Consider the following 18,279-nt stretch of genomic DNA (forward strand, 5'->3'; position numbering starts at 1 on the left):
AACATTCAGGACGAAACGCTTTTCCTGCGTTTTAAGATATTCCTTATCAATTTCGGTACATAGAAGTCATAATCTAACTTGTGGCATTATTTACCTCCTTCCTCTTTTACCGTCAATAATCCAGTCGTCCCGCATTGCGCCATCGTCCGAAAGCACCGTCAATAATTTCCCGTTTGGTACGTTCCCGGTAAATCTTCGATTTCCAGTAGCCGATACGTACCTGTATGTATCTCCATGTCTCGATGTATGCCCGGTTCAAGTGTTGCTCAATGCTGTCCAGCGACTTGTTCACGGACTCCAGTACCATAAGCAGGTCGCTGGTCGAGCAGGCCGCTGCGCCCGTGGCATACAGCACGAGGTCGCTCACCGACTTATAGAGGTGTTCGCCCTCGTTGGCGATGTCCCGTATTGCTTTTTCATTGATAGTCAGTATCAGTGCGTCTGACGGCCCGATGTTCCCATGTTTCAGGATTTTCTCATGGAAAGCCTCCAGCATGGTCTTATAGTCACCGATACGGTCACTTACCGAACTGTAGGTATCCTTCACGTTCAGCACCGTCCGCAGGGACTGGTACATCACGTCGATGACATCAAAGGCACGGGTATAGCGGTCAAGGTCGATATTTACTTCCTTGTATTTGCCCGTCTCCTCACGGCTGTACTCGTGCAGCAGTTGGTTGCTGTATTCCAGCGTGCTTCGGGCCAGCAACAGGCTGCGTTGTTTTTTGTGGTCATTTATGTACGCTTCCACCGACACGATATCGAATGTCCATTGGCCCTTGGCGACATCGGGTAGTAGCGCAAGCAACGTAATGGCTATCAGTATAGTGCGTTTCATGGCCGTACCTCCTTTCTGCCACTTCGGGATGTCCGTGCGTTTTCTACCCAGCGGTCATGGCACTCTTCCACGAGTGTCAGCCTACGCCCCTCGTCCGTATCGAGTTCCGGTAGCACATCCTTCAGTACGTCGATGATGTTCCGCTTGTAGTGCATCATCTTCTCCAAGGATACGAGGTCGGCGTATATTTTCGTGATACGTGAATCCACTTCTCGTGCGATTTCGAGGCGGTCACTTGACCAAAGCAGGTGGTACACGTCGCTGTTCGGTACTTCTTCCATAGGTTCTGTACGGGCATACTCGGTAGTGATTTTACAGTTGGGATATTCCCGTGCGATTTCCGATATGCGATTATTCACGATTTTAGTCTTTTCCTCGTTCGACAGGTTCGGATCGAGTGTCAGTACATCGGCAACGTGCGTGTCTGTGTATGCCGAAGTCAATTCCCAACTGATTTGGATAATGGCACGGTGAATCTTGATACCCAGAAAGTATTTCGGCTTCCGTGCGATAGAAATAGTCGCACGGAACGTAATGATACCATTGATGTTCGGCATCGTCGCCTTACGGACGAACGTATAGCCGCTCCATGTACCTCCGTCCTGCCAAGTGAGGCTATAGGCTGTCTTGCAATCCTGCATGATAGCCGGTAGGCGGTAGTAATCATCTGTCGGCACATCGTTCTCTGCTTCCGCTTCCTGCTTCGCATCTGCGTACTCCTTCTGTTTTTGTTGCCACTCGGCAAGTTCGCTTTTCAGTTCCTCGATACGTGTCCGGTTGGAGTTATATTGTTGCCGGTAAGCTGCTGCGTCTTCCACGCTCGCCTCGGCAATTTTTTTCAGAAGGTCGGCGTTTTCCTTTTCCAAGGCACTAATCTGAGATTGAAGAACGGCGACTTGATTGTCCGCTTCCCGTATCAGTGCGTCCAGTTCTGAAAGGTCCAGTTCGTTCTCCGTTACCGAGGTCTGCATGACACACTCTTTGGAGTGGGCATCCAGTGAGCCGCCACACTTGCGACACTTGTATTGTGTCGAGCCTTGCCCCAGCGTCGCCCCGTCTGAACAGGTTACACTGATGGTCACGCTTTCGCATCCCTGCAATTTTGCGGCGTCCGTCGCCTGATAATAGTTCCGTGCATCGGATGCTATGTAATAGACATAGCCTTCCTCGTTGTCATTGAACTCCGAGAGGCGGGCATTGAGCTGCGCTTTGAACGTATTCAAATCCATCGAATAGGAATTGAAGACATCCTCATAGACCACCTCCGTCCGATTCCAACTCTGTGTCACGTGTATCTCGTAGGCGTATGCCTTCTTTGTCTGCTTGTTACCCTTACTGATGATATAGGCCTGTTGTCGGGTATTGATAGTATAGGTGTAGCCATCGTTGCTATTGTTGAGCTGTTGCACTCGGCTTCTTGACCATCCGGCATACCGTTCTGAATTGGCGAGGGCCTGCTCCCGTTGCGAAGCGTTCGGATAAAATCCCGGATCACTCGTGTTAAAGCGTGTCCATGCGCCCCCGTTCAATATGCTGTTGTCGTCTGTCGGTGGGTAGTAGTCGCATAGAGAAATGCTTCCTTGATCACGCCGTGCGATATACCACCGTTGCGTGTAATAGTTCCCGACAGCATTGTCCATATAGTCGGTCATCCACGATGTGAGGTCGTAGTTGCTGAAATTGAACAATGCGGCCACGCTATCCTGACCGCCCATCATGTCGATTAGCAGACTGCCGATGTCATGTTCCGCCTGCTCGAAGAGAGTACCGTAGTGTTCATACAGGTTGCCGATTTCATTGACTTTGCCACCCAACAGGTCATGGAACGCACTACTTTGCAGTAGAGCGTCACCGAGGTTCTCCATACCTGATGTTGCCAGCCCTACGCCCATGTTATAAAGGTTGTCAATGTCGCCCTTTAAGTTCTCAATCGTGAAATTGCCCGGCACTTTGGTAAAGTTGTCCAACATCCGTTGCCAATCGGTACCGCCCAGTTCTGCGAGGTTCAGCAAGGTGGCAATGTCACGGTCAATTTCCAGAAAAGCGATGTCCGAGAACGACAGCGTGCTGTTTGTCACCACACTTTCGAACTGCATACACAGGCTCTTCGTATCGTCGCACACTTTCATCAGGTAGCTGCCCCAGTGGATTGCTGTTTGTGGTGAGCGCAGCATCAGCTTCGCCACCACCCATATTTTCGGCATGATTTTTTCTGCCACCATGTGGTAAATTCGACGATAGTAGTAATTTTCCGTGCTGCTGCACCAGATGCCAAGGTCGGACAGAGCCTTGTGTTCCAAAAATTTGGAAGAAAATATCCCTGCTGCCGCCACTTCTGCCGCTGTATAGTGTTTCAGAATATCATCCACCTGCTCGCGGTAGTAGCTTTCGGCTACTGCCTCCGTGCCGAATGCTGCGGCCATGGCCGCCACGGTACGAGCGTCATAGTTCACGCTGTAATATTGTGCGTGAACATGCTGTGTCAGGGCAGGCAATAGGATAACCCAAAAGATAAACAGCCGTTTCATCGTTTCAGACCTCTTTTATGTATTCCGGTTCCTTGTGATTGAAATACCACCGTTCAGATTCGATACAATTCTCCGTGACAAGTCGGCAGAACATATCATGTATGATGGTAGTATCCTTGATGGCCCTTTTGATCCGGGCTTCTTGGGAGCCGAACCATCTCAAAAAGAAAGGCTGGTTTAGATAAGTTTCGCGCACGGTCTGATAACGTAGCCATCCCAAGTCACTTAGTCTTTTTTCACTCATCGGACTACTGTTCAGTTCCCTGAATAGTTCTTCTCGAAACCTGTTTTCATCGAAGACAGGTTTGCTGTTACATAGCCTGTCGCACATATCGTAAAACTCCTTTTCTTTGGGGTTTTCTTCATAATACCGGTTCAAATACGCTTCCAGTTCTACATCGGACATACCCAACCGAAGGGAATACTCTGCCAACAACCGTTCGATGGCGGCTACTTTGTCCGGTGTCATGTCATCCATGCGGAGCAGGTTCTCCTTGGACAGCATACAAAACTCCCGGAGGGACAAAACAGTGAGTTCCGGATTGCTGACAGAGATTTGTTCGCGCGTCAAGCTGCTTTCAAACCCCATCATATTTATCCCGTAGCCCAGTGACAGGGTGATTAAAATCCTTTTCGTTTTCATTATGATGTTATTTTAGTGGTTAAGTTCAGTACACATCCCGCTTCATTAACTTTCTGCGCAAACGGCAATGCCTTGCCGATACCGCTGGTATTCCAGTCGCGGCAATATGCCTCGATAGCCTCTTGGTGGCTGCATTGTAACTCGCGCTTGTAAAGCTTCAGAGCCTCTTTCTCCGCTCGTTCGGTCGTGTAAGTCATGTAGCACTCGCGCGGTTCTTCCACGCCATAAACACCGCTGGTCGTGCCCCGACGGATAAACACCTCGCGGAAGAAGCTGCGTCCTTCCTTGTTTTCAAGGCGGTTAATGGTAAAAATTTTCTTACAGTCCACGTCTGTTAGGCCAAGAATCGTCTTGATGGTGTCGAAACGTTCCTTGAATTTGCTCTGGTCAAGCAGCATCACCACATCCGAGTTATTGATGATGGCCTCTTTCACGATTTCGCTGCCGATGATGTCTTGTATTTCCTGTGTCACCACGCCCACACTGGCCCAGAATTTACGCGCTGTTTTGTACATAAATTTAATGTACTCCGCCATCAGCGGGCTGGCGATGGCTTTCCATGCTTCCTCGATGACAAGGACTTTGCGGTTCTTCTTGATGCGCATTTTTTGCAAGAAAACATCCATGATAATCAGCGTGACCAAAGGAAAAAGCAGCGGGTCATCTTTTATGCTGTCGATTTCGAAGACCACGAACGTCTCGTCGAACAGCGAGCTGTCCATGTTCTCGTTCAGCGTTTTTTCGTGGTTGCCGCCCAAATAGAAGTCCTTCATCATATAGCGGTATGTCGAGAGGTCGATGCCCGTGATACGGTTCTCCTCACAGATATCCGGGATGCGCTGCACGGAATATTCATAGAAAGAGTTGAATGACAGTTCCTCCACTTTCAGTTCCTTGCGTCGGCCCTCTATCTCGTCAATGATACCCTCGATGCGGACCGCGCGTTCCCGTTCGCTTTCGTGCCGCTTCTCACTGCTGTTGCGGTCATCAATAACGAGGCTCTTACGCAAGTCCTCACGCTGTTGGGGTGTGAAGCCCTCGAAACCATTGAAGTAGGCGTCGTAATATTCCGTGATGACGTGCTCTATCAGACGGTCTTCCGTCTTTGTGACCGTTCCCTGCGTACCTTTCCAGATAAGCAAGACGAGGTTTTTCAAGAATCCCGTTTTTTCTACATTCATCTCTTCCCGATTGATGCGGAACGGATTCATCGTGATGGGCCGTTCCTCGGTATAGCTGATATACTTGCCGCCGAAATACTCGCATAGCCCCTCGTATGAGTTACCCGTATCGACCATTACCACGTCCGTCCCCTGTTCATGCAACTGGCGCACGACGGAGTTCATGTGGAAACTCTTTCCGCTGCCCGAAGGCCCCAGGCAGAAAAAATTCGAGTTGTCGGTCAGCTTGTTCTTTCCCTCTTTTCCCGTGATGTCGATAGCTACCGGAACACCTTGACGGTCAGTATAATAAATTTTTATCGGCGTTTCCTCACTATGCTGCACCCGTTCCTTGTACATCAGGCATACCGCAGCGTCGGAGAGGGTCAGAAAACGGTCATATTCCTCGTTCAGGCTGTAACAGTTGCCCGGAAATGAACTGACGAACAGTTCCAGTTGGTTGTATGCACGCTTACTGATATGTATGCCCATGCGCCCAAAAGCGTTTTCCAAGTGATTCGTGCATTTTTGAAGGTCGGTGTCGGCAGGCACGCCCACCACCATGTTGAAGTGCGTGTACACGAGCAGTTTGCTTTCACGGGCTATTACGTCCTGTACCTGCTTGATGTCCTCTACGGCCATTTGGTTACTCGGATTGGGTATGCTTGCGTGCCGGTTCTTCTTTTTGTCGAGTAATGCCAGTTCACGCTTCTGACTGGGCAGGAAAATAATTTGGTTGTACACCACCGTTTCTGCGTTCGGAATATTATCCACCACCGAGACAAGATCCACTGGCATCTCGGTATTATTCACCTCAATATTGGTATAGGGACGTATCAGCGAGGGGAGTGCGGCGCAGTCCACGTCCACGAGGCTGTACACCTTACAGCGTTTGTCACCCATAGATACCGTTTCGTCGTCAGCCTTGACATTCGTCATCGAGACCGTACGGTCTTTGAAGTTCATCGCAAAGTAACGGTCCACATATTCGCTTGCCTCGGCTTTGTTCAGGAATTTCACTTGTACACCGCTGTCGCGTAGTAGGTCTCGAACCTTATAAATCTTCACGAGGAAATCGCGCCATTTCTTGCTATCGTAAGAGAAAAGACGGCTCTTCTTGGCTTCCTGTGTGATAGTCAGATAGCAAAGGCTGTCCGTGTACGGACGCCCATTAAAATAACGGAAGTACGATGCCGAAAGAAATTCTTGATTATGCTCCGGCTCCTTCGCGAACTGTTTTCTCACGAAGATGTCCTGTTTGTGTAAGGCATATCCTTCGCCCAGTGTTTGCGCAAGGGCAGAGAATAGATGCGTGAAATCGTAATAGCTGTCAATGTCCGCCGAATACTTCTGTACCGGATTTTCGATTTTTAAGACGGCGGAATATTCACCCGTCTTGGTGTACAGCACACCCACACCATCTGTATCTTCCACAGAGAAATAGATATTCTGAAAGATGTGCTTGCGCTTGCCGCCCGTACCGAACGTATAGACTGACAAGGCCATACCCGTACATAGGGCGATGAAAAATAAAATGATATATAGGGTCATTCCGATATGCGTTCATTAAATAGGGGCAGGTCTGCCTCGGCTGGAGGCGAACCCGCCCGCGTTCAACAATCAATCAGCCACACACATTGCCGTGATGGTTTTTCTTATAGTCATACTTTGTGCGAATAGGCATACACATACACTCCACGTTTTACATTTTTGCTGTGCAGCCCTTTTCGCTGTTTGAGGATGATAAGCACGATTCCCGCAGATAAGACAGTTGCCAATACGACCAGTCCGGCCACAAAGCCCATAAGACAGTAGGCGGCGATAAAGCCCACAATGGCTCCACCAGCCACGCCTGCCGCCCAATAGATGTAGCGACCTTGTAATCCCATCAGCTCCAAAGGCCGTTGTAACCCCTTGAACAGCGGATAATCCGGATAACGTCCGTCATTAATCATTTCCCCTGACTGTTTATGCGTTAATTCCGAAGAACAGAGGTAATGCTTGGGCTGCCGCAATCAAGAAAAGGCACGCCCCAACTACCATCATAATCTTCTTCTTGACATCCTGTTCCTCGTTGTTCATGGCGATATACACCGAAATGGCTCCGATGATGGCCACGACACCAGCAATGGCATAGCAGAGTTTGACCATGACAGGAACGTATTTCACAATTTCCTCCGCTACGGTTGATAGAGCTGTCGTACCGGCCGAGTAATCGCCTGCCGTACTTTGAGCCATAGCAGGTATGCCTCCCAACAGGGCAATGATTAACATTCTTACTTTGGTGGAAACTTGCATGATAGTTTTCTTTGCCTTTCGGCACATTCTTTTAAATTTCTGAAACATATTTATTACATTTTTGTGGTACTCTTGTTTTTTGAATTTATTTTACACTTCTGTCAGCCACCTATATGCGGTAGCCGAAGAAAGCAGGGAACACGATTGAAGCTCCAATGATGAAGAGGCACGCACCGACAAGTGATACGATAGACTTCACCACGCCGTCCTCGCCTGTGTTCATTTTGATATAGATCTGGAGCGCGGCAACGACTACGAAAACCGAGGCGACAGCGTAGCAGATGTACAGCACGTACAGCATCATCGTCACCACGAAGTCGTGCATCGTTGCCAGTGCGTCTGCACCCCAACTGTAGTTTACGCTGCCACTTTTGGCGAATGCCGCATAAGGGACAAAGCACAGTGCACATAATATTTTTTTTGCTTTCGACATTTTACAATCGGTCTTTGAGAGGTTTCCATACCAGTTTCGGACGGTTGCCCGTCTTTCCTTTGGCAAGCATCGCTTTGTATAGTTCGTCTGCCGTGTATGCGTCCGACAGGTAGGTCTCGGTTTCTTCCATCTGTTCCTCCGCTTGGGCTTTCAGGCGTTTTAGCTTCTCCGCCACGGCTATCTCGCCATTATTGTCTGCGGTTTCCGTCTCCTGTGGTGCAGGCGAAGCGGTAGGGGCAATATCTGTTTCATATTTCTCATTACCCACATTGAATCCCGTATCGCTCTCCGTCACGTACACACTCTGCTCATCTTCTGGCGCACCGAGGTCAAATACCTCTTCTTCCGGCTTGCCATTTCCTTTTTTTCCATAAAGGTCCTGCACGATGATAACTGCATAATAGACGAGATAGGCAACCGTCAGGACAATGGTGAAAATAAAATATGATTTCATATATTTTTGTATAATATGATTTTTATATTTGGTTGTGTGTGCAAAATAAGAATGGATAATTTGAAAGATAAAATTATTGATTATAAAACGTATCGTTTCAATATAATATTTTTTCAAAATCCAAAAATCATATTTCAAAATCATATTCAAATATGATTTTGGATAAGAAAACAGGAAAAGTAGGGATATAAAAAAGCCCTCCGTGATGAAGGAGGGCTTAGGGAGCGGGTTGTTCATTGTTTCTTCCCACGTAAGTAGTCGTTCAGGTCTTTGTAACCGGCATAACAGTTTGATTCGTTATAGACGCATCTGCCATACATCCCGGCTATGGTTTCTACTGTCTTTTGTCCGGCAAGGTCATTGTCAAGGTAACAGTGAATATACGTGTATTTTTGCAAATACGTCAATGTCCTTTTCAGATTACTGACCGAGTTCATAACAAGGTAGTCACAGGGAGCATTAATGCAAATGGCACTATCGTCCGTCTGTTTTAGGGTTAGATAGGACAGAAAGTCCATGAATCCTTCAAATAGGCAGACACGGCTCTGTGCCTCACCACGCGATTGGGGTATCAAGGAAATGTCCTTGTTCTTGATACATCCTTTGTAATAAGGGTTTCGTACCTCGTATCCACCGGATATATTGCCAAAGGCCAGTGCAAAGTAACGTCTCTGGCGCAGTTCGTAATGGACTTCCTTGCAGAACATTCGTCCGATATCCGAATCAATCATACGTGAATGGAGATATGAGAGCAGTGCGTGGTGTCGCAGCGGCACGATAATCAAATTCTTCATGTCGGCTTCCACTGGTCGAGAGGTTGCGGGCAACGCCCGGGTTCTCGGCAGCGACACACCATTGACATACCGTTTGATGTATGCTAATGCTTCACTCACACTTTTAGTTCCGCAAAGGTACTTACCCAGTTCCACAAGGTCGCCTCCGGTGGCCTCGCCAAAATCATACCATTCATTCAGCCGGTCATTGACTTTGAACGATGGCGTCACCTCTTTCCTGAGAGGCGAAAGATACCAATATTGCTCTGATTTCATATACTGCGCACGGTGGCCGAGCTGGGCCAAAAAGTCCACGATACGCACTCGTTTTGCTTCGTCTATGGTCATATTAAATTTCTTTTCACTTGTTTGTACAAAAGCGGTTTAGTTTAGTTTGCGCCCCTATATATATAAATACTAAATTAAACTGAATTATATAGGCCCGCGCCCGCTCTCATTCTTCATCGAAAAGCATGGTTTCTGCCTGTGTCATGTCATAATAAAAAAGTTTATCTCGTTTGATAACCAGTTTTAAGGTGTCAGTCAGATATTGCAGCAGTTTGACCATTACGTTTCTCCCACGCTTAAACCCGATTGCCTCGTAAGCAGTCATCATGGCTTGCAGCATATTTTCAAACCCACGGATGGGTTTGTCTCCAAATGCAGCGGAAAGGGCTTCACGGTGCTGTTCGATGCTTAGTTCCATAAAACCCGTCCGCTGTTTCGGTTTCTGATGTGGGGCATTCTCAAACAAATGCCCTTCTGCGAGAACCGGGAGCCCGCCCTCATTGACAGTGAAAGCAAAAGGTTTAAACTCTTTCTCACGGATGTGTAACGCATGAACTTCGCTGACGTTGGGACAATCGTTGTTTTTGCTGATGACCAGTACAGTCTCCGCCTTGTTGCTCATTTCCGTACCGATATGCCCGCGCACATTGTTATCTCCTTTATTCAAATGTAGCACACAGTGGATATGCAGGTCATACTTTGATGACCATTCCATCATCTTGTTAATGACTTCCACGGACTCACCGGTACTGTTTATGTCAAGCATCAGGTCACGGATACCGTCGATGATAACAAGTCCGTATCCTTTTCTTTGACGTAAGGCGTAGTCGATGACCCCAATGCGTATTGCCGGAGAGTATTCGCGCAAGCAAATAAAGTCGAGGTTTTCACTGTCGGTTGTAGTGGGCAGTCCGGCAAGCCGCAAGATGCGTTCCAGTACATTGTGACAATGGAAGCGGCTCTGCTCCGTGTCCACGTACAGAATCTTGCGTTTACCTTCCGGGAGGTGCGCCCGGTAGTTCAGCACTTGTTTCCCTGCCAGCGATGCAGCGACAATGGCCGAAACGTTAAATGTTTTTTTTGATTTCGCCTTGCCGGTTGATGCGCTGAAGTTGCCGAGCGTAGCAATGGTCGAGTTGTCTATCCAGATAATCTGTGGCGGCGTTTCATAGGTATCCGTCGCCCGAATCTGCGAGGCGGAGAGGATATCCGATAAGAAATCCTCCTCCGGCCTCATATCCACATTATATTCAGTTCTTCTTTCGTTTTCCATGGCGTCTTTGATTAAAGAAAGGTTGTGTGGCAGCGGCCTCGTTTGCCATACGTGCTGCTTCATCTACGGTTGGTTCATAATTCTGCAAAAGCCATTCGTCCAGATCTTCTTTGGCGAAATATATCATTTTGCCACGTGGCTTGTAGTGCGGAATCTCCTTGCCTGATGTTAGCTTGTACAGCATACTCTCGGATATTCCGATATACATACAAGCCTCTTGGAAGGTAAACACCTGTTTGGTGGTATATATATTTTTTTCCAGCAATGCGATGCGTTCCAACAGACTTTCTATCGGATCTAATTTCTTTAGGATGACTTCGACGCTTGTAAGCCGTTCACTCAGCCGTTCCATGAATGTCAATCTATTATTTTGCATAAATGAGTTATTATAAATTTAGACAATGAAGTATATCCTCCGTTATGTAGCGCGCTAACGGAGGTCAAAGATAGGGCAACCCAAAAGGTCAGCGTGAGTTTGTACCGTGATAGTAACCACGTATCACGGCAACTGTCACGCTTTTACCTTTCACATACTTCGCTTATTGGCACTTCTTACCACTCTCTCAGTTCATCAATGGCTCGTCTGATACCGTAACCTGTTGATGTCATGTTGTTACGTAAGGCAGACAGAGCGGATGAAAGGCTTGAAGCTGAAACGAATCCTTTTCCATCCTTGGTTTGCAAGAACCGCCCATTACTGAGAACGGACTGCCATTTGGCTTGGATAAACGAGTGCTCAAGGAGTGTATCAAACAGGATGGCCACATGGCGGATATTGTTTACACGAATACAGAATCCTTCTTTGCAGGAAAGCAGGGCTTCCATATCTTCAACGTGTAGGGTAGAAACGCAAAACAGATGATAAGCATTGGCACAAGCTGTAATACCTATCATCTGTTTACGAGTGAGATTGCATCCAAAAGAAAGAGGATAAATTCTTGTCGGTCCATCTTTGCAGCACGTGACGGACTGTGATGGTGGCACAAACGTATCATACGTTCGTTTCAGTTCCATACACTTCTCGAACGAGAAGTCTGCTTCGGTAAAAAATGCTCGGATAAGATGGGAGCAATCGTTTAATAGCCCCTTGACGATATGAATGTTCATTTCATGGCAGTTCCGGCAGACCGCATGGTCACAGTTGATATACCGGTGGCTGTTTACGAAATCCTCCACGTAACGGTAGTACTGCTTATTGCCCGTCACGACATCACGGAGATACATTGTTTTTGCTTCAACGAGCAATGCGAATAATTCTTTCGCTACATCCTGTTCTGCAACAAAATGGTGCAGATGTTTTTTCCCTCCAAAAAGAGAGAGGGCCATTGTTAGGTCTTTTCATGATGAAATATTTTAAATTGGATTTATATGATATATTATAAGAGTGTTGCTCCCGAAAGAGAATCCTGTCGGAACAACACCCTTATAAGTGATTACATATCTGATGTTCATTGCATTGTCAATCGAATAAACCGTTGGTCAGATTTACTGCATCGTCTTTTTTCTTATTGACGATTTTGGCATACACTTGGGTCATCTTTACAGATGTATGACCGAGCAATTTAGATACAGTGTACAAATCGGCCCCCAATGTCAGCATCATTGTGGCGAACGTGTGGCGGGCGGTATGAAAGGTGAATCGCTTGGAAATTCCGGCGGCTTTGGCCCACGGTTTGATAAGTTGGTTGATACCTGAAGGCAAATCGAACACATGGTCGTCTGCTGTCTTGTCCCCACGTTCCGGCATCCACTTCAACGCTTCATTGGAGAGCGGAAGGTAAATCGGTTCTTTCGTCTTCTGCATGGCTACTGCCAAGCGGTATTGGCCGTTGTCAATAAACACATCTTTCCATTGCAATCCGATAATGTCACTGATACGTAGTCCACAGAAGCAGGAGAACAGGTAGGCACTTTTTACCCCTTCGTTCTGCATTGGTGTAGCGATTAATGATCTCACTTCTTCAATAGTCATATACGAACGCACACTTTCCGGCATCTTGGGCTTCTCCGATTTTTCCATTTCGTTGAATGGATTCTTTAAGATCCGTTTCGCACGGACAGCGGCATTTAACGCACCGTTGAAAATCTGGTAATAGGTATTACGCGTAGAAGCCGAGATGGGTTTTCCTTTGGGACGGTAGTTTGTCAGCATATAGTCGATATAGCCGTGGCAAAAAGTGAGGTCAATCTGATTTAATGTGAATCTTTCTCCTGCATACTCTTTCAAGATACCGGTAACAGATTTTATCTGGCCTATGTTTTTCTTACCACGTTTCTTCTGTTCCTCTTTATAGAGTTGCATCCAGTCCAGCAGATAAACCTTATCCTTGTGATTCATGATACCGGCTTCACCACTTGTCAACTCTATGATACGCTTCGATTTGATTGCATTTGCGGCAGCCATTGTCGTTTCGTTCTGTTGGCGGGCATTACGATCCGTTTCCGGAATAAGATACATTTTCAAATACTCGTATGTCCGCTTACCATTTCGGTATATATCCAGATACAAACTCTTGCTGCCATTGGCCAACTCCTTCGTCCGAAGACGAATCGGCTCCTTTACTTTTATTGGCTTTCTGGTCCTTGGCATATTTGTGTCCTTTTATTCGTTATTTCCTATCACAAAGGTACAAATAAAAAACGAAATCAAGAAACAAACAAGAAACAAAAATGTACCTAAAAAGAGCAAAGCAACTGAAAACGTAGAAAACAACTGAAAATAAAAACTCGTATATAAATTATTGATATATAGATGATTTATCTATATTTATTTGGAACTTGTTTTCATTTTATATATGTCTTTATGATTATTGGTAAGTAATGGGTGCTAAACAAAACAGACATGTTAACTATATGTACACAAACAGTCATCACCATGCTACATGCCATTACTTTGAATAATGACCTGCAACCTGTCAATCGCCTCCTTTCGGAAGGAGAATAAATCCTAATGTTTTATCAACAAAACACATCTATCATCATGAATATACTTAAATATATAAAGTCTATCAAACGGGGAGCTGTCTATTGCATATTATTATTTATCCCTCTTCCGTACTGCCATGCCGTACAAGGAACGATTGAGGAGGTATCCGGCAAGCCGATGACGCTTTATTTCCGTTTTAGCCAATCACTGATGGATAGCGGATACATGGATAACGGCATTCCTTACCGCTACATTCATGACCATCTGCTGCATTATCTGCGCAATGCCGCCATTTGTGTGGCATGGATAAAGCCGGACACCCTGCCAGCACTTCCCAAAACTGCCCGTATAAAATTCGACAGCCTAAAAAAAGAATCACACCGAATACCGCAATTTACAAGCGGGACAACAGAGAGAAACATCAGTCTTTCCAGATTACCGGGAAAAACGAAACGCCCACTTTTCGCACTAAAAACAAACCTGTTATTCAATATCGCCTTGATGCCAAACGTGGAAATCGAAGTACCGATAGGTAAACGCTGGTCGGTTAATGGAGAATACATGTTCCCATGGTGGTTGCTGAAGGATAATCGGTATTGTTTAGAAATCCTTTCGGGAGGACTGGAAGGTCGGTATTGGTTGGGAAATTCTCAAAACCGGGAACAGCGCGAAGTGCTGACAGGACATTTTGTCGGGCTTTATGCCGGAGGGGGCAAATATGATTTACAATGGAAAGAGAACGGCTATCAAGGCGAATTTTTCATTGCGGCGGGTATCAGCTACGGATGGGCGACACGCATTGCCCGCAACCTGCATTTGGAATTGAACATCGGGATAGGTTTGCTGCGCACAGATTACCGTCACTATCATGCTCAAAATAATTACCAAACCTTATTATGGCAGGAGAACGGAAACTACACATGGTTCGGCCCTACGAAAGCAAAAATATCATTGGTGTGGCTGCTGAACCGCAAGGTAAAGAAAGGAGATACTAAATGAGTTACAAGGAGTCAATGATAAATAACAAGCAGATTGTGCCGGCATTTGCCCAAATGCAAAAATGGATGCTCCTTTGTCTGTTGTTCTTTTGCATAGGTTGCAATCGCCGCGACCTTACCTATTATGAGACAGCAGAAATCACCCTAACCGTCGATTGGAGCCAATCCGGCCTGAATGGAATGGATGAGGCGGCACACGGTGCCACTGCCATATTCTATCCTATTGATGGCGGAAAGCCTAAAATCGTCCTAATGGGTAACTACTCACAGGAAACTGTTCGACTACAGCAAGGAGTTTACAACGTAATCCTTTTCAACCGCTCCTTTACCGATTTCAGCAATATCGCATTCCGGGGCAACGACGGATATGAAACGCTGGAAGCATATAACAAGAATATAGAAACACAGATAGACAGAAATACGGATACACGCATCATCATCGGTTCTCCCGAAAAGCTGGCAGCCGCAACGTTGACAGGCTTCGCAGTAACAGAAGATATGCTTGGTAACTATACCCAAACAACCTACGGCAAGGCGGCACACTCCGCTACGGCAGGAAATGAACGTTATGCCCTACACTTCGTACCGCAAAAACGGTCGCACGAAGTAATAGCCGTGATTCGTGTGGAAGGGTTGAACAACATCCGTTCCGCCATCTGTCGGCTGGATGGCATCTCGGAATCTATCTTTCTTGCCACAGGCAAGACGTCAGGACAGAGTATAACACAGGAGTTTCCGCTCTCCCATCCGGTGTTCGATGAAAATTCACCTTTTAATGGAACGCTGACAGCCACGTTTAACGTGTTCGGCATCGACTTCTCCGAAAATCACCGTTTGCATCTGGAAGCAAAGCTGGTAGACGGGAAAACTGTTTTCACAGGAGATTATGACAACGTGAAAGTGACGGAGAAAGACAACGGCAAGGGAGTTATCACTATCTACGTGGAAGCCACGACTGACAAAATCCCCGAAGTGAAGCCCGAAGGAGGTTCCGGCTCGGGATTTGATGTGGACGTGGACGGTTGGGGTGATGAGGTAGATACGGATATACCGATTGAATGATGAATCAGTGACAAACAATTAGAAAGAGACAAGAGATTTAAAATAAAACTAATTTAAAAATTTAAGAAAATGAAAACCATCAATGTGATGACAGTATCGCTTGCAGCCTTGCTGATAGCAGGCTGCTCGCAGAATGAAGTGACAGAAGTCAACCCGGACGCACACCCACAGATGGCGTTCGGAGTGTACACAGGAACCTCTACCCGCGGAATAGACACGGACAATAACAGTATCAAAGAAGACCCGGAGGCAAGCGACAAATATGGCGGTTTCGGTATCATGGGGTATTTTACAGGTAGCAAAACGTGGGAAGAAGCCAAGTCTTCGACCGCCCCCGGCTTTATGCACAACCAAATGGTGAAATGGGACAAGACATTGAACAGTAATGCAGGCGGATGGACCTACACTCCAATCAAGTATTGGCCAAACAACCCAAATGACAAAATTTCTTTCTTCGCCTACGCTCCGTATGAAAGTGATTGGGAAAAGGGAACAAAAACAGGTGTGACAGTCTGTGATGCCACAACGGTGGGGATTCCCTATATCAACTTTAAGCTCAAAGAAGAAAAGGATCTGCGCGAAATGGTTGATCTCGTAGTTGCCGATAAGACCGATCAGAAATATGATGCCAATACCGGTGGCAAAATAAGTTTCAACTTCAATCACACACTCTCCCGTGTCTCTTTTAAGGCAAAACTGGGAGACGGAGAATTCAGCGGTATGGACGGCGATGAAAATTTTGTCTATATCACAGAGATGTGGATTGTGGGAAGCAATCATGGTACATCGGCTAAAGACGGTAATATGTCTCTGATCAACTCTTCAGCCCCCAGTAATGAAAATTCCAAGTTCTATACCACCGCCACATGGAAAGACTTGCATTGGGATTACGCTGAAGCTGTTATTCCCGAGAAAGATTTCAGCTTGAAGTCCATACTGAATACAGACAGTGGTATTACGGAATCAAACCCGACAGCAGGGCACAGCAGCACCATATCAGGTGTAAAAATAACCAAAGACTCGCAAACCACCCCTGTTTCCCTGTTCCCTGACAAGCAATACCTTTACCTGATTCCCGTAGGCGATACAAATGTTGATGCAACCAAAGGAACCGGTTGTGGAAAGGAAGAAATCCAGATTGGTTTCCATTACGACATTGTGACCAAAGACGAGACGAATGATAAACAATACATTGCCAGCCATGCTGAATCCGTTATCAAGCTTCCCGCAGGGCACTTGAAACGGCAAAAAACATATCAATACACACTCACCATCAACCTGCATACCATTGTCATTGATGAGGTTACAGTAAACAACTGGGGTACTGAAACAACAGAATCTCCAGTGGAATAACCCCTCCGGCTTCTTAGGAAGATACGGATATAACCCAACAGACCGGACGGGGTTGAATGTCCCTTTCCGGCCACCCAGATAAAGAAGACGTACAACGAAATAGAAAAAAGAAGCATGAATGGAAAAACAGGAAGCATAAGTACAAAGCGGTTGTATGGCATCCTCCTTGCATTGCCCTTGTTGGTAGGAGCTTGCAATGGGGAAGAAAACACATACGAACTTCCACAAGGGAATACCCCTATAGGCTTTTCAGGAGATGTTCCGGAAACAAGGGCTACAAAGGAATATACTGCCACAGACAACCTTGAGAATATCGGTGTTTTTGCATATTTCACACATGGGAATTTCAATGAAAGCACCGCGACACCGAATTTCATGTATAACCAGCTTGTTGCAAAGCAACCGGACGGCAAATGGACTTATAGTCCGGTCAAATTCTGGCCGGACAATTCAACAACAGACAAAATCAGTTTCTTTGCTTACGCCCCCTATGTGAAGGAGGCAGAAAGCTGCAATCCCTCTTTTCAGGATAAAGAAACGACAAGCGGTTTTCCGGTGCTGAGTTATACTGTGCCCACAGCCGAAAACCAACAGATAGATTTTCTTGCCTCAACTCCGGTAATGAACCAAAACAATGGAAATGTAAGTTTCAAACTGCGCCATACACTGACCAAGGTCAATATCTACGTAAAAAGTAATGATAATACGGATGGAAAGTCTGTGACTTCTTTCTCTCTTACAGGAATAAAAAGCGGAATACTAACCTACCATGCTCCTGCAACCGATAGCGACAAAGGGTGGAAGTGGACATATCCATCTTCTGGCGAGAAGGAAGTCTTTACCGCAAGCAAAACAAATTTCTCTGTACCGAATACTATTGCGGAAGGAAAGAGATTGCTTGCCACTTTTTTTCTGCTTCCCGATGGAAAAGAGAGCAAGTTCAGCATTACTTATCAGTATACTACAAAAGACAGCAACAATGCTCTTATCACTCAATCCATTAGCATAAAAGACCAGTCTTTACCTTTGACCGATAATTGGACCTCTGGTGCTACTGTGGGTTATGCCATTGGCATTGCCAAAAAGGCAATTACCGTAATGCCGGATAATAGTCCTTCACCATGGGAAGGAGCCACCGAAGATGAAACGGTAAACGGAACGGAAGATACGACAGAGGGCTGACGGATCTGAGCGGTAAGCATAAACTTCACAAAGAAATATCAACTGATTTGAAACAATAATAATTATTAAA

Annotated in this window: 17 protein-coding genes; 4 read left to right on the forward strand and 13 right to left on the reverse strand. The window is 46.3% G+C overall.

Annotated elements, in window-relative coordinates:
• Positions 1-112 precede the first annotated feature (112 nt).
• From DW036_RS02995 to DW036_RS03055, 13 genes are all read right to left on the reverse strand, one after another.
• Positions 113-838, reverse strand: a complete 726-nt coding sequence (locus tag DW036_RS02995) for a hypothetical protein (RefSeq protein ID WP_118356356.1) — start codon at positions 836-838, stop codon at positions 113-115.
• Positions 835-3,366, reverse strand: a complete 2,532-nt coding sequence (locus tag DW036_RS03000; RefSeq protein ID WP_118356355.1) for a hypothetical protein — start codon at positions 3,364-3,366, stop codon at positions 835-837. The genes DW036_RS02995 and DW036_RS03000 overlap by 4 nt, the downstream gene beginning before the upstream one ends.
• A gap of 4 nt (positions 3,367-3,370) precedes the next feature.
• Positions 3,371-4,009 (reverse strand): hypothetical protein, encoded by a 639-nt coding sequence (locus tag DW036_RS03005; protein WP_004322062.1) that lies wholly within the window; start codon positions 4,007-4,009, stop codon positions 3,371-3,373.
• Complete coding sequence (locus DW036_RS03010; protein ID WP_005777401.1) at positions 4,009-6,720, reverse strand: helicase HerA domain-containing protein; 2,712 nt, start codon at positions 6,718-6,720, stop codon at positions 4,009-4,011. Before DW036_RS03010 ends, DW036_RS03005 begins: the two co-directional genes overlap by 1 nt.
• Before the next feature lie 110 nt (positions 6,721-6,830).
• Positions 6,831-7,124 carry a hypothetical protein gene (locus tag DW036_RS03015; RefSeq protein WP_004310185.1) on the reverse strand — a complete coding sequence of 98 codons (294 nt, stop codon included), beginning with the start codon at positions 7,122-7,124 and terminating at the stop codon, positions 6,831-6,833.
• Between the two features lie 13 nt (positions 7,125-7,137).
• Complete coding sequence (locus DW036_RS03020) at positions 7,138-7,515, reverse strand: DUF4134 domain-containing protein (RefSeq protein ID WP_004322059.1); 378 nt, start codon at positions 7,513-7,515, stop codon at positions 7,138-7,140.
• A gap of 61 nt (positions 7,516-7,576) precedes the next feature.
• A complete protein-coding gene (locus tag DW036_RS03025) occupies positions 7,577-7,900 on the reverse strand; it encodes a DUF4134 domain-containing protein (protein WP_004310187.1) in 324 nt (107 codons plus the stop codon).
• 1 nt (position 7,901) lies between these two features.
• Complete coding sequence (locus tag DW036_RS03030; RefSeq protein WP_165853113.1) at positions 7,902-8,354, reverse strand: hypothetical protein; 453 nt, start codon at positions 8,352-8,354, stop codon at positions 7,902-7,904.
• Positions 8,355-8,587: 233 nt separating this feature from the next.
• The gene (locus DW036_RS03035; protein ID WP_007901068.1) at positions 8,588-9,475 is read right to left on the reverse strand and encodes a toprim domain-containing protein; all 888 of its coding nucleotides are present in this window, start codon (positions 9,473-9,475) and stop codon (positions 8,588-8,590) included.
• A gap of 106 nt (positions 9,476-9,581) precedes the next feature.
• Positions 9,582-10,688 (reverse strand): AAA family ATPase, encoded by a 1,107-nt coding sequence (locus DW036_RS03040; protein ID WP_004310190.1) that lies wholly within the window; start codon positions 10,686-10,688, stop codon positions 9,582-9,584.
• Complete coding sequence (locus DW036_RS03045; RefSeq protein ID WP_118356353.1) at positions 10,666-11,064, reverse strand: helix-turn-helix domain-containing protein; 399 nt, start codon at positions 11,062-11,064, stop codon at positions 10,666-10,668. The genes DW036_RS03040 and DW036_RS03045 overlap by 23 nt, the downstream gene beginning before the upstream one ends.
• Before the next feature lie 176 nt (positions 11,065-11,240).
• A complete protein-coding gene (locus DW036_RS03050; RefSeq protein WP_118356352.1) occupies positions 11,241-12,014 on the reverse strand; it encodes a hypothetical protein in 774 nt (257 codons plus the stop codon).
• A 133-nt stretch (positions 12,015-12,147) separates the two neighbouring features.
• A complete protein-coding gene (locus DW036_RS03055; protein ID WP_005777415.1) occupies positions 12,148-13,278 on the reverse strand; it encodes a site-specific integrase in 1,131 nt (376 codons plus the stop codon).
• A 390-nt stretch (positions 13,279-13,668) separates the two neighbouring features.
• On the opposite strand from DW036_RS03055, the gene DW036_RS03060 reads away from it, so the two are divergent.
• From DW036_RS03060 to DW036_RS03075, 4 genes are all read left to right on the forward strand, one after another.
• The gene (locus tag DW036_RS03060) at positions 13,669-14,613 is read left to right on the forward strand and encodes a DUF3575 domain-containing protein (protein ID WP_118461997.1); all 945 of its coding nucleotides are present in this window, start codon (positions 13,669-13,671) and stop codon (positions 14,611-14,613) included.
• A 14-nt stretch (positions 14,614-14,627) separates the two neighbouring features.
• The gene (locus tag DW036_RS03065) at positions 14,628-15,674 is read left to right on the forward strand and encodes a DUF5119 domain-containing protein (RefSeq protein ID WP_233560263.1); all 1,047 of its coding nucleotides are present in this window, start codon (positions 14,628-14,630) and stop codon (positions 15,672-15,674) included.
• A 69-nt stretch (positions 15,675-15,743) separates the two neighbouring features.
• Entirely contained in the window at positions 15,744-17,027 is a 1,284-nt protein-coding gene (locus DW036_RS03070; RefSeq protein ID WP_118461204.1) for a fimbrillin family protein, read from the forward strand.
• Positions 17,028-17,141: 114 nt separating this feature from the next.
• On the forward strand, positions 17,142-18,209 hold the full coding sequence (locus tag DW036_RS03075; RefSeq protein ID WP_118461206.1) for a fimbrillin family protein: 1,068 nt from the start codon (positions 17,142-17,144) through the stop codon (positions 18,207-18,209).
• Positions 18,210-18,279 lie beyond the last annotated feature (70 nt).

It is taken from the genome of Bacteroides sp. AF39-11AC, assembly GCF_003474285.1.
GTDB lineage: Bacteria > Bacteroidota > Bacteroidia > Bacteroidales > Bacteroidaceae > Bacteroides.

Coding starts and splice junctions, on each gene's coding strand:
- DW036_RS03020 (WP_004322059.1), bottom strand. CDS start 7,515: ATGTTTCAGAAATTTAAAAGAATGTGCCGAAAGGCAAAGAAAACTATC.
- DW036_RS03065 (WP_233560263.1), top strand. CDS start 14,628: ATGATAAATAACAAGCAGATTGTGCCGGCATTTGCCCAAATGCAAAAA.
- DW036_RS03050 (WP_118356352.1), bottom strand. CDS start 12,014: ATGGCCCTCTCTCTTTTTGGAGGGAAAAAACATCTGCACCATTTTGTT.
- DW036_RS03070 (WP_118461204.1), top strand. CDS start 15,744: ATGAAAACCATCAATGTGATGACAGTATCGCTTGCAGCCTTGCTGATA.
- DW036_RS03005 (WP_004322062.1), bottom strand. CDS start 4,009: ATGAAAACGAAAAGGATTTTAATCACCCTGTCACTGGGCTACGGGATA.
- DW036_RS02995 (WP_118356356.1), bottom strand. CDS start 838: ATGAAACGCACTATACTGATAGCCATTACGTTGCTTGCGCTACTACCC.
- DW036_RS03000 (WP_118356355.1), bottom strand. CDS start 3,366: ATGAAACGGCTGTTTATCTTTTGGGTTATCCTATTGCCTGCCCTGACA.
- DW036_RS03060 (WP_118461997.1), top strand. CDS start 13,669: ATGAATATACTTAAATATATAAAGTCTATCAAACGGGGAGCTGTCTAT.
- DW036_RS03035 (WP_007901068.1), bottom strand. CDS start 9,475: ATGACCATAGACGAAGCAAAACGAGTGCGTATCGTGGACTTTTTGGCC.
- DW036_RS03045 (WP_118356353.1), bottom strand. CDS start 11,064: ATGCAAAATAATAGATTGACATTCATGGAACGGCTGAGTGAACGGCTT.
- DW036_RS03025 (WP_004310187.1), bottom strand. CDS start 7,900: ATGTCGAAAGCAAAAAAAATATTATGTGCACTGTGCTTTGTCCCTTAT.
- DW036_RS03040 (WP_004310190.1), bottom strand. CDS start 10,688: ATGGAAAACGAAAGAAGAACTGAATATAATGTGGATATGAGGCCGGAG.
- DW036_RS03015 (WP_004310185.1), bottom strand. CDS start 7,124: ATGATTAATGACGGACGTTATCCGGATTATCCGCTGTTCAAGGGGTTA.
- DW036_RS03010 (WP_005777401.1), bottom strand. CDS start 6,720: ATGACCCTATATATCATTTTATTTTTCATCGCCCTATGTACGGGTATG.
- DW036_RS03075 (WP_118461206.1), top strand. CDS start 17,142: ATGAATGGAAAAACAGGAAGCATAAGTACAAAGCGGTTGTATGGCATC.
- DW036_RS03055 (WP_005777415.1), bottom strand. CDS start 13,278: ATGCCAAGGACCAGAAAGCCAATAAAAGTAAAGGAGCCGATTCGTCTT.
- DW036_RS03030 (WP_165853113.1), bottom strand. CDS start 8,354: ATGAAATCATATTTTATTTTCACCATTGTCCTGACGGTTGCCTATCTC.